This window comes from Pseudonocardia sp., from assembly GCF_050246655.1.
GTDB lineage: Bacteria > Actinomycetota > Actinomycetes > Mycobacteriales > Pseudonocardiaceae > Pseudonocardia.
The window spans coordinates 60,435-77,450 of the sequence record NZ_JBFWVQ010000019.1 but is presented as its reverse complement, the minus strand read 5'-3'; the positions used below and the strand labels follow the sequence as shown (position 1 = coordinate 77,450).

The following is a 17,016-nucleotide window of genomic DNA, read 5'->3' as shown; positions in this document are numbered from 1 at the left end:
GGCCCGATCGGGCTGTGGAGGACCGTCATCGCAGTGCCTTTCGACGTTCCGGCCCGCATCCGCCGATCTGCTGCGCAGGGCCTTCGTATGTAACCACTCAGTGGGCAGGTATGTCCATCTGGTGAAGGCGAGCGTAAGGTCCGGACTCTCTGGTGGCAAGGTCGGACGGCTGGGGGACGCGTGGGCGGGACGACGACGCGGTGGTCGCGCGAGTCGGGCAGGCCCAGGCCGACGGGGCCGCCCCCGGTGGCCTCGACCGAGGCGCGCAGCACCTGGCCCGAGGTGGATCCCACGCTCGCCGGGGGAGCCGTGGCGTACGCGCTCGCCCGGCTGCGGGCCTCCCTCCGTGACCACGACGTCGCGGCCGCGCTCCTCGTCGATCCCGTGAACGTCCGGTACGCCTCCGGGACCTCGATCATGCCGGTCTGGACGCTGCACTCGATCGACCGCTACCTCCTGGTGCCGGCCGAGGGCGAGCCGGTGCTGTGGGAGTACGCCTCGGCGCCCCCCGAGCTCCGTTCCCCGTACCCCGCTCTCGAGGTCCGGACGGCGACGGGCTGGTCGGTCTTCGGCTCCGGCGAGCAGGCCGATATCCGCGCCGCGCTCTTCGCGGCGGACGTGTCCCGCGTGCTCCGCGACCGGGGGATCGGGGGCGAGCGCATCGGGGTCGACCGGCTCGACGCGTACGGATTCCTCGCCCTCCAGGCGGCCGGGCTGCACCTCGTCCCGGCGCAGCTGGCCGTCGAGCGGGCGCGTGCCGTGAAGGGGCCGGAGGAGATCGCCCTGATCCGCCGGTCGCTCGCGGTCGCCGACGCCGCCGTGACGGCCCTGTACCACGCGCTGCGGCCCGGCATGACCGAGAACGCGGCCTGGGCGCTGCTTCTCGGCCGCGCGTTCGCCCTCGGCGCCGAGTACGCCGAGTGTCGGCTGCTCTCGTCCGGGCCGCGGACGAACCCCTGGTTCCGCGAGGCAGGCGACCGCGTGATGGAGCGCGGCGACCTGGTGGCGTTCGACACCGACCTCATCGGTCCGGCCGGCTACCTGGCCGACCTCTCCCGCACCTACCTCGTCGGCTCCGCCAGGCCGTCCCCCCGGCAGCGCAGGCTCTACGCCGACGCCCAGGCCTTCCTGGCGGACATCGTCGCCGAGCTGAAGCCCGGTGCGGCGTTCGACGAGGTCGGGGAACGGCTGAGCCGCCGGCTCCCCGCTGTCTACCACGCAGAGCGCTACCCCTTCATCGCCCACGGCAGCGGCCTGGGCGACGAGTACCCGGTCATCGCCTTCCAGGACCACCACGCCGGCGAGATCGAGGAGGGGATGGTCTTCAGCGTGGAGGCCTACCTCGGGGAGGAGGGCGAGGACGAGGGCCTGAAGCTGGAGGAGCAGGTGCTCGTGACGTCCGAGGGCGTCGAGATCCTCAGCCACGCCCCTCACGACGACCACCTGTCGGCCGCATGAGCTCAGCCGATGCCGTGCCGCCCGCTCGCGACACCACGAAAGGGACGCGATGAGCCCTGCGACCATGAGTGCCGTCCTCCTGACCGGCCACGGTGGCCTCGACAAGCTCGAGTACCGCACCGACGTGCCCGTCCCGCAGCCCCGCCCGGGGGAGGTCCTGATCGAGGTCGCCGCAGCGGCGATCAACAACACCGATATCAACACCCGTATCGGCTGGTACTCGAAGAAGATCACCTCGGAGACGGCGTCCGGTGGCCGGAGCGGCTTCGCCGCGGTGGACGAGGACGGCAGCTGGTCCGGCGCCGCACTGACGTTCCCGCGGATCCAGGGCGCCGATGCCTGCGGCCGGATCACCGCTGTCGGTGACGGCGTGAGCGCCGAGCGCGTCGGGCAGCGGGTCCTCGTGCGGACCATGCTGCGCAGCTACGTCGACTACCGCCCGTTCGAATGCTGGACCTTCGGCAGCGAGTGCGACGGCGGTTTCGCGCAGTACGCCGTGGCTCCGGACCGGGAGACCTACGCGGTCGACTGCGACTGGAGCGACGTCGAGCTCGCCGCCGTTCCGTGCGCCTACTCCACCGCGGAGAACATGCTGCACCGGGTGGGCCTCGCAGCGGAGCGGGTGCTGGTGACGGGGGCGTCCGGAGGCGTCGGCCTCGCCGCCGTCCAGCTCGCCCGGCGCCGGGGTGCCACGGTGGTCGCGATGTGCTCCCCGGACAAGGCCGGCGAGGTGCGCCGACAGGGTGCGGACCGGACGATCGACCGAGGCGCCGACCTCGTCGCCGCCCTGGGGCGGGAGTCGGTCGACGTCGTCGTCGACCTGGTCGGAGGGCCCCGCTGGCCGCAGCTCCTGGACGTCCTGCGTCGCGGGGGGCGACTGGCGATCTCGGGCGCGATCGGCGGCCCGATCGCCGAGGTCGACCTGCGCACGGTCTATCTCAAGGACCTCGGCATCGCCGGCGCGACCTTCCAGCCCGACGAGGTGTTCGAGAACCTGGTCGGCTACGTCGAGCGCGACGAGGTCCGTCCGGTCGTCTCCGCCACGTACCCGCTGTCCGAGATCGGGCGTGCGCAGCAGGAGTTCCTGACCAAGCGGCACACCGGGAAGCTCGTCCTCCTCCCGCCGCCCGTCGATCGTTGACGGAGGCCGGGCCTGGGGAAGGGAGCGCAGCGGTGCGCATCGCCGAGATCCACGTGTACCAGGTCGACCTGCCACTGAACGGCACGGCGTATCGGAACGGCCGCCTGCTTCGCAGGGATCCCGTGCGCCTCGCAGGGGCTGGCCGTCGTCTTCGCAGGGATCGGGTGCGCTTCGCAGGGGCTGCAGCGTCTGCGGGGGGTGTCGGGGGTCTGCGAGGGCGGGACGGGCGCGGGGTGCGCGCCGTCGGAGGGCCGGGCTCAGCCGGCCGGCCCCGTCGGCCGCCTTGACCGCCGGTGACCGCCGTGGTACCACTCACTCAGTGGTCATAGCCCGCCAAAGAGTGGGCACTACTGACTCGCTTCGGGCCTCCAGCCGCACCTCTCCGGCTCGTTCTCAGGAGACGCACCATGACCGTCCAGCTCGAGCGGTCGTCCCGCCACGGCGACCTCGGCGACGACCTCCACGGCGACCTGGCGGCCCTCGTCGGCCGTCGCACACCCGGGCACAGCCTGGAGGCGCCCTTCTACACGAGCCAGGAGGTCTTCGACCTCGACATGGACGCCATCTTCACGCGGCACTGGCTGTTCGTGGCCACCGAGGCGGAGCTGCCCGAACCGGGTGACTTCGTCACGGTGCAGGTCGGCCGGACCTCGGTGATCGTCGTCCGGGACGACGACGAGGAGGTGCGCGCCTTCCACAACGTCTGCCGGCACCGGGGTTCGCGGATCCTCGACGACGCCTGCGGCAGCGTGGGCAACCTGGTGTGCCCCTACCACCACTGGACCTACAACGTCGACGGACGCCTGCTGCACGCCGACAACCAGCCGCCGACGTTCGACCGGAGCCGTTTCGGGCTCACGCCGGTCCGCGTGCGCACCCTCGCGGGGTTCGTGTTCATCTGCCTCGCCGAGGAGCCCCCGGACGACTTCGACGAGGTGGCGGCGCGGATCGAGCCGTACCTGGCGCCCTACGAGCTGGGGCGGACGAAGGTCGCGCACCAGACCGACATGATCGAGGACGGCAACTGGAAGCTCGTGATGGAGAACAACCGCGAGTGCTACCACTGCGACGGTCACCCCGAGCTGCTCAGCGCCTACTTCCCGTTGCACGGCTACACCGCGCAGGACGTACCGCCCCGGTTGCGCCGGGTCTGGGACCGCTTCGAGAAGGCCACAGCGGACCTGCAGGCCGCGTGCGTGCGGCAGGACTTCCCGGTCGAGCGGATCCGGGAGCTCGACTCGCGTCCCACCGGGTTCATGACGTTCCACTCCCCGCTCGACGGCGCCGGGAAGTCCTACACGGCGGGTGGCGAGGCGGTGTGCCGCAAGCGCCTGGGATCCATCGTGGACGACCGGTTCGGCGACTTCCACCTGCACCTGCAGCCGAACTCGTGGTTCCACCTGCTCTCGGACAACGCGGTGGTGTTCACCGTGCTGCCGCTCTCGCCCGGCAAGACGTTCGTGCGGTCGACCTGGCTGGTCCACGAGGACGCGGTCGAGGGCGTCGACTACGACAAGGCGACGCTCACGCACGTCTGGAGCGCCACCAACTCCCAGGACAGCGCCTTCGTCGCGCGTACCCAGAAGGGCGTGGCGGACCCGGGCTACCAGCCCGGGCCGTACTCGGAGGTGGAGGGCGACGTCGACGCCTTCGTCACCTGGTACATCTCGCGGGTCCGCGCGCACCTGTCCCGTCCCCGGCCCTCGGTATCGTGACCGCATGGCGGCTGCCGAGGAGCGAGCCAAGCTCAACCAATCCGTGAAGAAGGCGATCACGCTCCTCCGCGCCACCGCCGACGACCGGAACGCGAACGTCTCCTCGCTGGCCCGGGCCGCGGGGCTGCCGCGTGCCACGGCGCTGCGGATGATCCAGACGCTGGAGCAGGAGGGCTTCCTCCTGCGGATACCCGGGGACGACCGCGTGCTGCTGGGCCCCGAGCTGGTGCGCCTGGCGCGCAACACCGACGAGCAGCTGCTGCTGCGCGAGGTGTCCCGGCCGATCGTCAGCGACCTGGTCGCGACCGTCCGCGAGACCGTGACGCTCAGCGTCGTGGCGCCCGACGGCGGGCTGGACGTGGTGTCGCAGGTGGACGCGCCCGCTCAGCTGCGCCCGCAGTCCTGGGTGGGGCAGCGCTTCCCGCTGCACGCCAGCGCGAGCGGCAAGGTGCTCCTCGCCACGTACGACGACGAGCGTCTCGGGCGTTTTCTCGCCGAGCCCCTCGCGCGGTTCACCCCCTCGACGATCACCTCCGCCGAGGAGCTGCGCGCGGAGCTGGGGCTCGTCCGGGAGCAGCGGTACGCCGTCTCGCGGGACGAGGAGGAGGAGGGGTTGTCCGGCCTCTCCACGAGAATCCACGGGCCGGGGGACGAGCTGCTCGGCGTGCTCTCCCTCGGCGGACCCACCCAGCGGCTGGACCGGCAGCGCGGGCGGCGGGCGACGGAGCATCTGATGCGGGCGGCCGGTGAGATCGAGTCCGTGCTCCGGCGGGGACGCACACCCTCGACGGTCCTCGAGGTCATCGGCCGGGCAGGCGGCTGACGTGGCGCCCGTCTCGTAGGGCGGACGTTCCCTTGACAGTGCTCACGCCATCTTCTATACAACTGATATATTAAGCTGCACGTCGCTGTCCGGCAGAGGAGATCCGTATGTCCACGCTCGCCGATCCCGACCTGGACGCACCGGCGGTCCCCGATCCCGCGCTGCACGCCCCGCTGGCCGTGACGGATCCGGAGGTGGCCGCGGCGATCGCCGACGAGCTCCACCGCCAGCAGACGACGCTGGAGATGATCGCCAGCGAGAACGTCGCGCCGGTGGCCGTGATGCAGGCACAGGGGTCGGTGCTCACGAACAAGTACGCCGAGGGGTACCCCGGCCGTCGCTACTACGGCGGCTGCGAGCACGTGGACGTGGTCGAGCAGCTGGCGATCGACCGGCTGAAGGCCCTGTTCGGCGCCGAGTACGCCAACGTGCAGCCGCACTCGGGCGCGCAGGCCAACGCGGCGGCGATGGCGGCGCTCCTGGAGCCCGGCGACACGATCCTGGGCCTCGACCTCGCGCACGGCGGCCACCTCACGCACGGGATGCGGCTCAACTTCTCCGGCAAGCTCTACGACGTCGCCGCGTACCACGTCGGCCGCGACGATCATCGCGTCGACATGGCCGAGGTCGAGGAGCTGGCGCACGAGCGCCGGCCCCGTCTCATCATCGCGGGGTGGTCGGCCTACCCCCGCCAGCTCGACTTCGCGGAGTTCCGGCGCATCGCCGACGAGGTCGGCGCGTATCTCATGGTCGACATGGCGCATTTCGCGGGGCTGGTGGCGGCGGGGCTGCACCCCTCGCCGGTGCCGCACGCCCACGTCGTCACGTCCACCACGCACAAGACGCTCGGTGGCCCCCGCGGCGGCGTCATCCTCGCGAGCGCCGAGCTCGCCAAGAAGTTCAACTCGTCGGTGTTCCCCGGCCAGCAGGGCGGGCCGTTGGAGCACGTCATCGCGGCCAAGGCCGTGGCGTTCAAGCTGGCGGGTGAGCCTGCCTTCCGCGAGCGCCAGGAGCGGACCCTCGCCGGCGCCCGGATCCTGGCCGAGCGGTTGCTGGCCGAGGACTGCCGTGACGCCGGAGTCGGCGTGGTCAGCGGTGGCACCGACGTCCACCTGGTGCTGGTCGACCTGCGCGAGTCGCCGCTCGACGGCAGGCAGGCGGAGGACCGGCTGCACGCCGTCGGCATCACGGTCAACCGCAACGCGGTGCCGTTCGACCCCCGCCCGCCGATGGTCAGCTCCGGCGTCCGCATCGGCACCCCCGCGCTGGCCGCCCGCGGCTTCACCGCCGACGGCTTCAGCGAGGTCGCCGACGTCATCGCACAGGCGTTGCGCCCGGCGCTCGACGAGGACGCGGCGACCCGCCTGCGGGCGCGGGTCACCGGACTCGCCCGTCGGCACCCGCTCTACCCGGACCTCGCGGGGGGTGCCGCCCGATGACCCCGCGCACGCCAGGCGCGGACCTGCCGGAGCACCCCGACCTCCTCTGGCGCAACCCGGCGCCGAAGCGCTCCTACGACGTGGTGATCATCGGCGGCGGCGGTCACGGGCTGGCCACCGCGCACTACCTGGCCGAGAACCACGGGATCACCGACGTCGCGGTGCTCGAGAAGGGCTGGCTGGCCGGCGGGAACATGGCCCGCAACACCACGCTCATCCGCTCGAACTACCTCTGGGACGAGAGCGCGACGTTCTACGAGCACTCCCTCAGGCTGTGGGAGGGCCTGGAGGACGACCTCGGCTACCCGATCCTGTTCAGCCAGCGCGGGGTCCTGAACCTCGCGCACAGCCTGCAGGACGTCCGCGACGGCGTGCGGCGGGTCGAGGCCAACACGCTCAACGGGATCGACGCCGAGTGGCTCGACGCGGACGAGGTCCGCAAGGTCTGCCCGATCGTCAACACCTCGGCCGACATCCGCTACCCGGTGCTCGGGGCCACCTACCAGCCGCGCGCCGGGATCGCCAAGCACGACTACGTCGCCTGGGGCTTCGCCCGGCGGGCGAGCGGGGCGGGGGTCGACCTGGTCCAGGGCTGCGAGGTCACCGGGTTCACCACACAGGGCGAGCGGGTCAGCGGTGTGCGGACCACGCGCGGGGACATCGCGGCGGGACGGGTGGTCCTGTGCGCCGCGGGGCACACGACGGTGCTGACGGACATGCTCGGCTTCCGGGTGCCGATCCAGAGCCACCCGCTGCAGGCGCTGGTGTCCGAGCTGCTGGAGCCCGTGCACCCGACGATCGTCATGTCGAACGCGGTGCACGTGTACGTCTCGCAGGCCCACAAGGGCGAGCTGGTCATGGGCGCCGGCATCGACTCCTACACCGGCTACGGGCAGCGCGGCGCCTTCCACGTCCTCGAGCGCCAGATGGCCGCCGCGGTCGAGCTGTTCCCGGTGTTCGCCCGCGCCCACCTGCTCCGCAGCTGGGGCGGCATCGTCGACGTCACCCCCGACGCGTCGCCCGTCGTCGGGCGCACGCCGTACGAGAACCTCTACCTCAACTGCGGGTGGGGGACCGGTGGCTTCAAGGCCACCCCCGGCATCGGCTGGTGCCTCGCCGACACCGTCGCCCGCGGGGAGCCGCACCCCTACCTGGTGCCGTTCGCCCTCGACCGTTTCGTCACCGGCGCGCTCGTCGACGAGCACGGCGCCGCCGGCGTGGCCCACTGACCAGGGGAGATCCCGTGCAACTCATCGCGTGCCCGTGGTGCGGCCCCCGTGAGGAGGTCGAGTTCCGCTACGGCGGCCAGGCGCACGTCGCCTACCCGGACGACCCGGCGGCGCTCTCCGACGAGCAGTGGGCGCACTACGTCTTCTTCCGCGACAACACCAAGGGCCGCTTCGCCGAGCGGTGGAACCACAGCCTCGGCTGCCGCCGCTGGTTCCACGCCCTCCGCGACACCACGACCTACCGCTTCGAGCGCGTGTACCGCCTCGACGACCCCCGGCCGGTGATCCCGTGAGCAGCTTCCGCACCGCCGCGGGCGGCCGCATCGACCGCGGTACCACCCTCGGGTTCACGTTCGACGGGCAGGCCTACACGGGGCACCCCGGTGACACGCTCGCCTCGGCCCTGCTCGCGTCGGGGCGCCACCGGGTCGCCACGAGCGTGAAGCTCGGCAGGCCCCGCGGCATCACCGCCGCCTGGGCCGAGGACCCGGGCGGTCTCGTGCAGATCGAGGAGCCCTTCCCGGAGCCGATGCTGGTGGCCGCCACCGTCGAGCTCCACGACGGACTGGCCGCCAGCGGCCTGCCGGGACAGGGCAGGCTCGCGGACGTGGCGGACTCCGCCCGCTACGACGCCGTCCACCACCACGTCGACGTGCTCGTCGTGGGTGCCGGTCCCGCGGGACTGGCGGCGGCGCTCACCGCCGCCCGCGCCGGGGCCCGCGTCGCCCTCGTCGACGAGCAGTCCGAGGCGGGTGGCGCGCTGCTGTCCGGCACCGACGAGCTCGACGACGCCCCCGCCCTGGACTGGGTCGCCGCGGCGGTCGCCGAGCTCGCCGACCACCCGGACGTGCTGCACCTGCAGCGGACCACCGCCTTCGGCGCCTACGACGACGGATTCGTCCTCGCGCTGGAACGGCGCACCGACCATCTCGCCGGGAACACCGCGCTTCAGCACCTCTCCCGCCAGCGGGTGTGGCGGTTGCGGGCCCGAGCGGTCGTCGTCGCGACGGGGGCCCACGAGCGTCCGGTCGTGTTCGCCGACAACGACCGCCCCGGCATCATGCTCGCCGGCGCCGCCCGGACCTTCCTGAACCGCTACGGCGTGCTCCCGGGCCGTGGGGCGGTGGTCTTCACCACGAACGACAGCGCCTACGACGCCGCGCTCGACCTGCAGCGCGCCGGCGTGCCGGTGCACGCGGTCGTCGACGCCCGGACGGCGGTCCCGGCGTACCTGCTCGACGGGTGCGAGCGGACCGGGATCCCGGTCGTCCGGGGAGCGGTCGTGACGGGCACCCGCGGCGTCGAGCGGATCACGCACGCGCTCGTCGCCTCCTCGATCGGCGGGGAGGTCGGCGCGAGCAGGGAGATCGCCTGCGACCTGCTCCTGGTCAGCGGGGGCTGGAACCCCGCAGCACACCTGTTCAGCCAGGTCGGTGGCCGGCTGCGCTACGACGCGGGCCTCGGCGCCTTCGTCCCGGGGGAGGAGCTCGAGGGGCTCTCCGTCGCCGGCGCGGCCACCGGCGTCCTCGACCTGGCCGGATGCCTGGCCGACGGGCGCCGGGGGGCGCTTCGGGCGTTGACCGCCCTGGGCGTCGAGCCGGCGCGCGACGACCGGCTGCCGGCCGCCCGGCGGACCGGGAAGCCGGGTGCGCCGCTGGTGCTGTGGCGCGTGCCGGACACGTCCGGTGCGGGCGGGAGCACCCAGTTCGTCGACCTGCAGCGGGACGCGACGGTCGCCGACATCGCCCGCGCCGTGCACGCCGGCCTGCGCTCCATCGAGCACGTCAAGCGCTACACGACGATCGGGACCGCGCACGACCAGGGCAAGACCTCGGGCGTTCTCGCCTCGGGGATCACCGCCGAGCTGCTCGGTATCGGAGTGCAGGACACGGGGACCACGACGTTCCGGCCGCCGTACACCCCGGTGGCCTTCGCCGCCCTGGCCGGACGCGACCGTGGCCGGTTGTTCGACCCGGAGCGGGTCACCGCCCTGCACGGCTGGCACGTCGCGGCCGGGGCCGTGTTCGAGGACGTCGGCCAGTGGAAGCGCCCGCGCTACTACCCGCTGCCCGGCGAGGACATGGAGGCGGCGGTCCTGCGCGAGTGCGCCGCGGTGCGCACCGGCGTCGGCATCCTCGACGGCTCCACGCTCGGGAAGATCGACGTCCAGGGGCCGGACGCGGGCGTCCTGCTCGACCGGCTCTACACGAACATGATGAGCACCCTGAAGGTCGGGTCGGTCCGGTACGGCGTCATGTGCGGGGTCGACGGCATGGTGATCGACGACGGCACGGTGCTGCGCCTCGCCGAGGACCGCTTCCTCGTCCTCACCACCACGGGTGGCGCGGCGCGGATCCTCGACTGGATGGAGGAATGGCTCCAGACCGAGTGGTCGCAGCTGCGGGTGCACCTCACCTCGGTCACCGAGCAGTGGGCCACCGTCCCCGTCGTCGGCCCGCGCTCCCGCGACGTCATCGGTGCCGTCTTCCCCGACGTCGACGTCTCCACGGCGGCGTTCCCGTTCATGACCTGGCGGGACACGAGCCTGGACGGTGTCCCGATCCGGTTGGCGCGGATCAGCTTCTCCGGGGAGCTCGCCTACGAGGTCTACGTCAGCCCGTGGTACGCGCCGGCGGTCTGGCAGCGGCTCGTCGAGGCCGGTCGCCCGCACGGCATCACTCCGTACGGCACCGAGACCATGCACGTGCTCCGGGCGGAGAAGGGCTACCCGATCATCGGGCAGGACACCGACGGCACCGTCACGCCGCAGGACCTGGGCATGGCGTGGGTGATCTCGAAGAAGAAGCCCGACTTCGTCGGCAAGCGCTCCTTCGCCCGGGTGGCGAACCAGGACCCCCTGCGCAAGCACCTGGTCGGGCTGCTGCCCGTCGACCGGCAGACCGTCCTGCCGGAGGGATCGCAGATCGTGGAGTTCTGCGCGGACGACGAGCTGCCCCCGCCGCCGGTGCCGATGCTCGGCCACGTCACCTCCAGCTACCGCAGCGCCGAACTCGCGCGCCCGTTCGCACTCGCGCTGCTCAAGGGCGGGCGGTCCCGCATCGGCGAGAAGGTCCACGTCCCCGTCCACGGCACGCTCGTCCCGGTCGAGGTCACCGGGTCGGTGCTCGTCGATCCGGAAGGAGCCCGTCGCGATGGCTGACCCTGCCGCCGGGTTGCTGCCCACCCATCCGCTCGAGGCGTGGAGCACCGCCTTCGCCGGCCTGCCGGACCCGGTCGGCATCACCGTGGAGCCGTTCGTCGCGACGGTCGACGTCCGGGTCGGCGCCGGGGCCGGCACCGTCGACGCCGTGTCGGAGCGGCTGGGGGTCGATCTCCCGGCGAGGCCCGACACCTGGCTGGCGATCGACGACGGGCGCGCCGTCCGGCTCGGGCCCGACGAATGGCTGCTCACCAGCACGGTGGAGGCACCGCACGAGCTGGAGGCGCGCGTCCGCGCCGCCGTCGTCCCGTTCGGCGGCTCGGCCGCGGACGTCTCCGCCCAGCGGATCGCCCTGCGGCTCACGGGGGAGCGGGTCCGCGACATCCTCGCCAAGGGGTGCGCCATCGACCTGCACCCGCGGGTCTTCGGCCGGGGGAGGAGCGCGCAGACCACGCTCGGCCTGGCGGGTGTGGTGCTGCTGGCCCTGAGCGACACCGGCGACGACTACCTCGTCCTCGTCCGGTCCTCGTTCGCCGGCTACCTGGCCGACTGGCTGCTCGACGCGGCCCTGGAGTTCACCGGCCGGCCCTGACGGCTGTTCGGGAGCACGGGCCGCGACCGGTCAGGTCACCGCTCAGATCACGGCGCGGATCGCCCGCTCGAAGCCGACGACGTGCTCGCGGGCGAGCTCGTCCGCGCGGTCGGCCTCCCCGGCGGCGATGGCGCGCAGCAACGCCACGTGTTCCGCGACGGTGTGCATGTCCAGCGTGGACAGCCGGTCCAGGAACATGCAGTGGATGCGGGTCGCCAGGTTGTCGTAGCGGATCAGGACGTCCTCGAGGTGCGGGTTGTTCGCGGCCCGGTAGATCGCCCGGTGCACGCTGAGGTCCCACCGCATCACGTCCGTCCGGTCGGTCCGGACGATGTCCAGGGCCTCGACCTGGGCTGCGAGCTCGTCGAGATGGGTGCGCGTCGCGCGGGTGGCGCGCTCGGCGGCACGCCGTGCCGCGAGGGGTTCGAGCTGTACGCGGATCTCGGAGATGTGCGCGAGATCGGCGATGTCCATCCCGGTCGCGAAGGTCCCCCGCCGGGCGTACGACACCACGAGCCGGTCGACCTCGAGACGCTTCAGCGCCTCGCGGACCGGGGTGCGACCCACGCCGAGGGACTTCGCCAGCTGGTCGTCGTCGATCGGCTCGCCGGGCTGGATGTCCAGCATGATCAGCTGGTCGCGAATGGCGAGATAGGCCCTGTCCGCCAGGGACGCCGGAGCCGCGTCCAGCTCGATGGGAGCAGCAGTCACGACTCGATCATAGTGGCTGCTGGACCAGAAGTCTTGCCACTATGGTGTAACCGACATACACTTGCTGTCCTTTTGATATATCAGCGAACCCGGTGCGAGGGGGACGGATGAGCATCAGTGCCTTCGACCTGTTCAAGGTCGGCATCGGCCCGTCCAGCTCGCACACCGTCGGCCCGATGCGAGCCGCCTGCTCCTTCGTCCTGCGCCTCAAGGGGCAGGGACTGCTCGCCCGGGTCGCCCGGGTTCGCTGCGAGCTGTTCGGGTCGCTCGGCGCGACCGGCCACGGGCACGGCAGCGTCAAGGCGGTCGTCCTGGGCCTGGAGGGCGAGCGGCCCGAGCTCGTCGACCCGAGCACGGCGGACCAGCGCGTCGAGTCCGTCCGCCATGCGGGCAAGCTGCTGCTGGCCGGCGAGCACGCGATCGTGTTCTCCGTCGACGAGGACGTCGTCCTGCACCGTCGCAAGCGTCTCGACTTCCACAGCAACGGGATGCTCTTCCGGGCCGTGGACGCCGACGGGGCCGAGCTGGACCGGCGCGAGTACTACTCCGTGGGCGGCGGTTTCGTCCTCGACGAGGACGAGGCCGGCAACCCGGTGATCGTCGAGGACGCGACCCTCGTCCGCTATCCGTTCCGCACCGGGCTGGAACTGCTCGCACACACCCGGGAATCAGGGCTGCGGATCAGCGACGTCGTGCTCGCCAACGAGCTCTCCTGGCGCAGCGAGTCGGAGGTTCGCGACGGCCTGCTGCACATCTGGTCGGTGATGCAGGAGTGCGTCGAGCGGGGGACGCGCACTCCCGGGGTGCTTCCCGGTGGCCTCAAGGTCCGCAGGCGCGCCGCCGCGCTCCGCGCCCGGCTCGAGGCCGACCGGGACGACACCGACCCGCTGCGGGCGATGGAATGGGTCGCCCTGTACGCGCTCGCGGTGAACGAGGAGAACGCCGCGGGGGGCCGGGTGGTCACGGCACCGACCAACGGGGCCGCCGGGATCGTGCCTGCGGTACTGCACTACTACCGGGACTTCGTCGAGTCCTGCTCCGACGACGGCGTGGTCCGGTTCCTGCTGACCGCCACCGCGATCGGGCAGCTGTTCAAGGAGAACGCCTCGATCTCGGGGGCCGAGGTCGGCTGTCAGGGCGAGGTCGGCTCGGCCTGCTCCATGGCGGCCGCAGGCCTCGCCGAGGTCCTCGGGGGCACACCGGAGCAGGTCGAGAACGCCGCCGAGATCGGCATCGAGCACAACCTCGGCCTGACGTGCGACCCGGTCGGCGGGCTGGTGCAGATCCCGTGCATCGAGCGCAACGCGGTCGGGTCGGTGAAGGCGATCACCGCGGCGCGGATGGCGGTGCGCGGCGACGGTCACCACCACGTCTCCCTGGACAAGGCGATCAAGACCATGCGGGAGACCGGTGCCGACATGAAGGACAAGTACAAGGAGACCGCACGGGGCGGGCTCGCCCTCAACATCGTCGAGTGCTGAGGCGGCCGACCGATCCCACGGCGGCGCGTCCCGCGATCCGTTGCCCCCCGCCGGGGCCCGCGCCACCTCACAGGGCCCGCCTCCGCCTCGCTGGGGCCGCAGCGCCTGCGAGGAGTGCCCGACGCCTACGAGGCGCCCCGGACCCCGCACCGCCCCCATACACTGAGGTCGTCGGTCTGAGCCCGGGAGGAACGATGAGCAGCGCCACCGATGCGGTCCCCGGGCGGGAGCGGTTGGTGGACCAGGCGTACCGCCAGATCCGCGACGCGATCGTGGCCGTGCGGCTGCAACCCGGCGCCCCGCTCGACGAGAAGGCGCTCAGCGCCTCGCTGGGGCTGGGGCTCACACCGATCCGCGACGCGCTGAAGCGGCTGACCCTGGAGAAGCTCGCGGTCGCGTACCCCCGGCGAGGGACCTTCGTCTCCCGGATCAACATCGCCGACGAGGCGCGGCTCACCGAGATCCGGGTGGAGCTCGAAGGTCTGGCGGCGGCGCTGGCCGCGGAGCGGGCGACGGAGGACGACCGCGCGGTGCTCCTGACGTTGCTCGACGACCTCGAGCACGGCAGCCATGAGCGCGCCGACCACACCGAGCTCGACACCCGCGTCCACCGGGCGATCTACGCCGCCGCACGCAACGAGTTCCTCGAGTCCACCCTCAACCAGTACGTCAACCTGGCCATGCGCATCTGGAACTTCTGCCTGCGCGAGCAGCAGGCGAGCGACGAGCACATCCGGAGCCAGCGGGAGGTCGTCGAGGCGATCGTGCGCGGGGACGCGCTCACCGCGCGGATGGCCGCCGAACAGCACCTCCGGGGGTTCTCCGAGGAGATGCGGTCGACGATCCACGCCACCCGCTGAGCGGTCACCTCCCCACGTTGTGCATGACGTGCTTGGTGCGGGAGTAGTCGTCGAGCGCGTAGATCGACAGGTCGCGGCCGTAGCCGGAGCCCTTGAACCCGCCCCACGGAACCTCGTTCGCGAGCACCAGGTGCGCGTTGACCCAGACCGTGCCGGCGTCCAGCTTCGAGGCGACGTCGTGGCTGCGCCGGGCGTCGTTGGTCCACACCGAGGCCGACAGGCCGTATGGCACGGAGTTGGCGCGGGTCACCGCCTCGTCCTCCGCGGTGAAGGTCTCGATCGTCACGACCGGACCGAAGATCTCCTCACGGGCGACCTCGGCACCGTCCGGCACGTCGACCAGCACCGTCGGGGCGACGAAGTAGCCGTCACCCGCCAGCGGCCCGCCACCGATCGCGGCGCGCAGCCCGTCCGCCTCGGCGCGCTCCAGGTAGCCGGTCACCCGGTCGAAGTGGGCCTTCGACGTCAACGGGCCGATCTCGACGTCCTCGCCCGCCCCGGGCTCGCCGACGACCATCGTGGCGACCTCGGCGACGAGCAGTCGGGCGAACTCGTCCGCCACGGACTCGTGGACCAGCACGCGGCAGGCGGCCCCGCACTCCTGACCGGAGTTCCAGAACCCGGCGGCGCGCAGCGCGGAGGCGGCCGCCGCCAGGTCGGCGTCCGGGAAGATGACCACGGGGGCCTTGCCGCCCAGCTCCAGGTGGACGCGCTTGAGGGACTCGGCCGCGGCGCGGGCGACCGCCTTCCCGCTGCGGACCGAACCGGTGAGCGCGATCATGGCGACGTCGGGGTGCTCGGCGAGCCGGGCGCCGACCACCGGGCCGTAGCCGGTCACGACGTTGACGACACCGGCCGGCAGGACGTCGGCCACCAGCTCCGCGAACTTCAGGGTGGTGAGCGGGGTCTGCTCCGACGGTTTGACGACCAGGGTGTTGCCCGCCGCCAGGATCGGTGCCAGCTTCCAGGCGGCCATCAGCAGCGGGTAGTTCCACGGGGTCACGACCCCGATGACGCCCAGCGGCTCGCGCAGGATGATCGACAGGTGATCCTCGGCGTAGCGGCCCGCCGCAGCGGACGTGGGCGCGCGCAGCGCCCCGGCCATGAACCGGAACGTGTCGATGGTCTGTGCGACGTCGTCCTGCGCGACGGCCTGCGGCTTGCCGGTGTTCGCCGACTCCAGCCGGGCGAGGAGATCGGCGTTCTCCGCGACCCGGTCGGCGACCCGGTGCAGCAGCTCCGAGCGCTCCTTGGGCGTCAGCCTGCCCCACGCGGCCTGGGCCGTGGCCGCGGCCGCCACCGCGAGGTCGGTGTCCTCGGCCGTACCCTCGGCGACCCGGGTGATCGTGCTCCCGGAGCTCGGGTCGATCACGTCGATGGACGTGCCGGACCTGCCCGGCCGGAAGGCCCCGTCGATGAAGTGCCGCCCGGGCGGGAGGTCGCCGGCCCGCAGCAGGCCGCCGGGGACGTCGGCCCGGCGCACCGCCGGTGAACTCGTCGTCCTCGGAGCGGACATCTGCAGTTCCTTCGCGAGGGTGGTGATGCGCGCGGCCGCGTCGGGGTCGAGCTCGGCGACCGGGGCGCGCGGCACGCCGACGGGGAAGCCCGTCGCCGCCATGCCCGCCTTGACCGCCGCGACGAAGGGCACGTTCATGATCGCGTCGATGAGGGGGTGGATGCGTGCCCACACCCGACGGGCCTCCTCGAGATCGCCTGCCTGCACCGCGTCGTAGACGGCCACGAGCTCCCTCGGCACGACGTTCGCCGTGCCCGCCATCACCCCGGCGGCGCCCTCCACCAGGGCCGGAAGGAGCAGGCTGTCCCAGCCGACGAACGTCGACAGGACGTCGCCGTGGTTGTGGATGAGCGCGGCCGACTGGGCCATGTCGGTCGTCGTGTTCTTGATGTAGCGGATGTTCCCGACCTCGCGGGCGAGCGCGCCGACGACGTCCGGATCGAGGTCGACCCCCGTCGCCACCGGGAGGTTGTAGATCATCACCGGGATGTCGACCGATCCCGCGACGGCGCGCAGGTAGGTCAGCGTCTCCTCGACCGACAGCGGCTCGTAGTAGGGGGCCACCGGCATGATCACGTCGGCGCCCGCCGACTGCGCGTGGCGGGACAGGCGGATGGCCTCGGCGGTGCTCGTGGCCCCGGTCTGCGCGATCACCGGCACGCGACGGGCGGCCTGGTCGACGACGGTCTCGACGACCAGGCGGCGCTCGTCGCTGCTCAGAGCGGTGAACTCGCCGGTGGAGCCGCACGCCACGACCCCGTGCACCCCGCCGTCGACGGACCGGTCCACCACGGCCGTGAGCCGTGTCACGTCGACGCTGTCGTCCGCGGCGAACGGGGTGGCGAGCGCGGTCAGGATCCCGCGCAGCTGCACTGTCATCTGTGTCTCTCC

At 72.4% G+C, this 17,016-nt stretch carries 13 protein-coding genes; 11 read left to right on the top strand and 2 right to left on the bottom strand.

From position 1 onward, the window contains the following. Positions 1-246: 246 nt before the first annotated feature. The 9 genes from AB7J25_RS09550 to AB7J25_RS09510 all read left to right on the top strand — a co-directional run bounded on the left by AB7J25_RS09550 (position 247) and on the right by AB7J25_RS09510 (position 11,557). On the top strand, positions 247-1,458 hold the full coding sequence (locus AB7J25_RS09550; RefSeq protein WP_428507253.1) for a M24 family metallopeptidase: 1,212 nt from the start codon (positions 247-249) through the stop codon (positions 1,456-1,458). 64 nt (positions 1,459-1,522) lie between these two features. After that, a complete protein-coding gene (locus tag AB7J25_RS09545) occupies positions 1,523-2,599 on the top strand; it encodes an alcohol dehydrogenase family protein (protein ID WP_428507251.1) in 1,077 nt (358 codons plus the stop codon). A 407-nt stretch (positions 2,600-3,006) separates the two neighbouring features. After that, positions 3,007-4,314 carry an aromatic ring-hydroxylating oxygenase subunit alpha gene (locus tag AB7J25_RS09540; protein ID WP_428507249.1) on the top strand — a complete coding sequence of 436 codons (1,308 nt, stop codon included), beginning with the start codon at positions 3,007-3,009 and terminating at the stop codon, positions 4,312-4,314. Between the two features lie 4 nt (positions 4,315-4,318). After that, a complete protein-coding gene (locus AB7J25_RS09535) occupies positions 4,319-5,137 on the top strand; it encodes an IclR family transcriptional regulator (protein ID WP_428507247.1) in 819 nt (272 codons plus the stop codon). Between the two features lie 107 nt (positions 5,138-5,244). After that, entirely contained in the window at positions 5,245-6,576 is a 1,332-nt protein-coding gene (gene glyA / locus AB7J25_RS09530; RefSeq protein ID WP_428507245.1) for a serine hydroxymethyltransferase, read from the top strand. Then, on the top strand, positions 6,573-7,805 hold the full coding sequence (locus tag AB7J25_RS09525; protein ID WP_428507243.1) for a sarcosine oxidase subunit beta family protein: 1,233 nt from the start codon (positions 6,573-6,575) through the stop codon (positions 7,803-7,805). Before glyA ends, AB7J25_RS09525 begins: the two co-directional genes overlap by 4 nt. A 14-nt stretch (positions 7,806-7,819) precedes the next feature. Next, positions 7,820-8,098: a sarcosine oxidase subunit delta gene (locus AB7J25_RS09520; RefSeq protein ID WP_428507241.1), complete on the top strand. Its 279-nt coding sequence runs from the start codon at positions 7,820-7,822 to the stop codon at positions 8,096-8,098. Next, positions 8,095-10,965 carry a 2Fe-2S iron-sulfur cluster-binding protein gene (locus tag AB7J25_RS09515; RefSeq protein WP_428507239.1) on the top strand — a complete coding sequence of 957 codons (2,871 nt, stop codon included), beginning with the start codon at positions 8,095-8,097 and terminating at the stop codon, positions 10,963-10,965. The genes AB7J25_RS09520 and AB7J25_RS09515 overlap by 4 nt, the downstream gene beginning before the upstream one ends. After that, a complete protein-coding gene (locus AB7J25_RS09510) occupies positions 10,958-11,557 on the top strand; it encodes a sarcosine oxidase subunit gamma (RefSeq protein ID WP_428507237.1) in 600 nt (199 codons plus the stop codon). Before AB7J25_RS09515 ends, AB7J25_RS09510 begins: the two co-directional genes overlap by 8 nt. A gap of 42 nt (positions 11,558-11,599) precedes the next feature. On the opposite strand, the gene AB7J25_RS09505 is transcribed toward AB7J25_RS09510, so the two are convergent. After that, a complete protein-coding gene (locus AB7J25_RS09505) occupies positions 11,600-12,268 on the bottom strand; it encodes a GntR family transcriptional regulator (protein WP_428507235.1) in 669 nt (222 codons plus the stop codon). A 107-nt stretch (positions 12,269-12,375) separates the two neighbouring features. On the opposite strand from AB7J25_RS09505, the gene AB7J25_RS09500 reads away from it, so the two are divergent. Beyond that, the gene (locus tag AB7J25_RS09500; protein WP_428507233.1) at positions 12,376-13,749 is read left to right on the top strand and encodes an L-serine ammonia-lyase; all 1,374 of its coding nucleotides are present in this window, start codon (positions 12,376-12,378) and stop codon (positions 13,747-13,749) included. Between the two features lie 194 nt (positions 13,750-13,943). Continuing rightward, positions 13,944-14,609 carry a GntR family transcriptional regulator gene (locus AB7J25_RS09495; protein ID WP_428507231.1) on the top strand — a complete coding sequence of 222 codons (666 nt, stop codon included), beginning with the start codon at positions 13,944-13,946 and terminating at the stop codon, positions 14,607-14,609. A gap of 4 nt (positions 14,610-14,613) precedes the next feature. Here AB7J25_RS09495 and AB7J25_RS09490 read toward each other — a convergent pair whose 3' ends face one another. Continuing rightward, positions 14,614-17,004 carry an aldehyde dehydrogenase family protein gene (locus tag AB7J25_RS09490; protein WP_428507229.1) on the bottom strand — a complete coding sequence of 797 codons (2,391 nt, stop codon included), beginning with the start codon at positions 17,002-17,004 and terminating at the stop codon, positions 14,614-14,616. Positions 17,005-17,016 lie beyond the last annotated feature (12 nt).

Bases quoted from the DNA above. Each gene is read 5' to 3' on its own strand.
- AB7J25_RS09545 (WP_428507251.1), top strand. From the start codon at position 1,523: ATGAGTGCCGTCCTCCTGACCGGCCACGGTGGCCTCGACAAGCTCGAG.
- AB7J25_RS09540 (WP_428507249.1), top strand. From the start codon at position 3,007: ATGACCGTCCAGCTCGAGCGGTCGTCCCGCCACGGCGACCTCGGCGAC.
- AB7J25_RS09535 (WP_428507247.1), top strand. From the start codon at position 4,319: ATGGCGGCTGCCGAGGAGCGAGCCAAGCTCAACCAATCCGTGAAGAAG.
- glyA (WP_428507245.1), top strand. From the start codon at position 5,245: ATGTCCACGCTCGCCGATCCCGACCTGGACGCACCGGCGGTCCCCGAT.
- AB7J25_RS09525 (WP_428507243.1), top strand. From the start codon at position 6,573: ATGACCCCGCGCACGCCAGGCGCGGACCTGCCGGAGCACCCCGACCTC.
- AB7J25_RS09510 (WP_428507237.1), top strand. From the start codon at position 10,958: ATGGCTGACCCTGCCGCCGGGTTGCTGCCCACCCATCCGCTCGAGGCG.
- AB7J25_RS09500 (WP_428507233.1), top strand. From the start codon at position 12,376: ATGAGCATCAGTGCCTTCGACCTGTTCAAGGTCGGCATCGGCCCGTCC.
- AB7J25_RS09495 (WP_428507231.1), top strand. From the start codon at position 13,944: ATGAGCAGCGCCACCGATGCGGTCCCCGGGCGGGAGCGGTTGGTGGAC.
- AB7J25_RS09490 (WP_428507229.1), bottom strand. From the start codon at position 17,004: ATGACAGTGCAGCTGCGCGGGATCCTGACCGCGCTCGCCACCCCGTTC.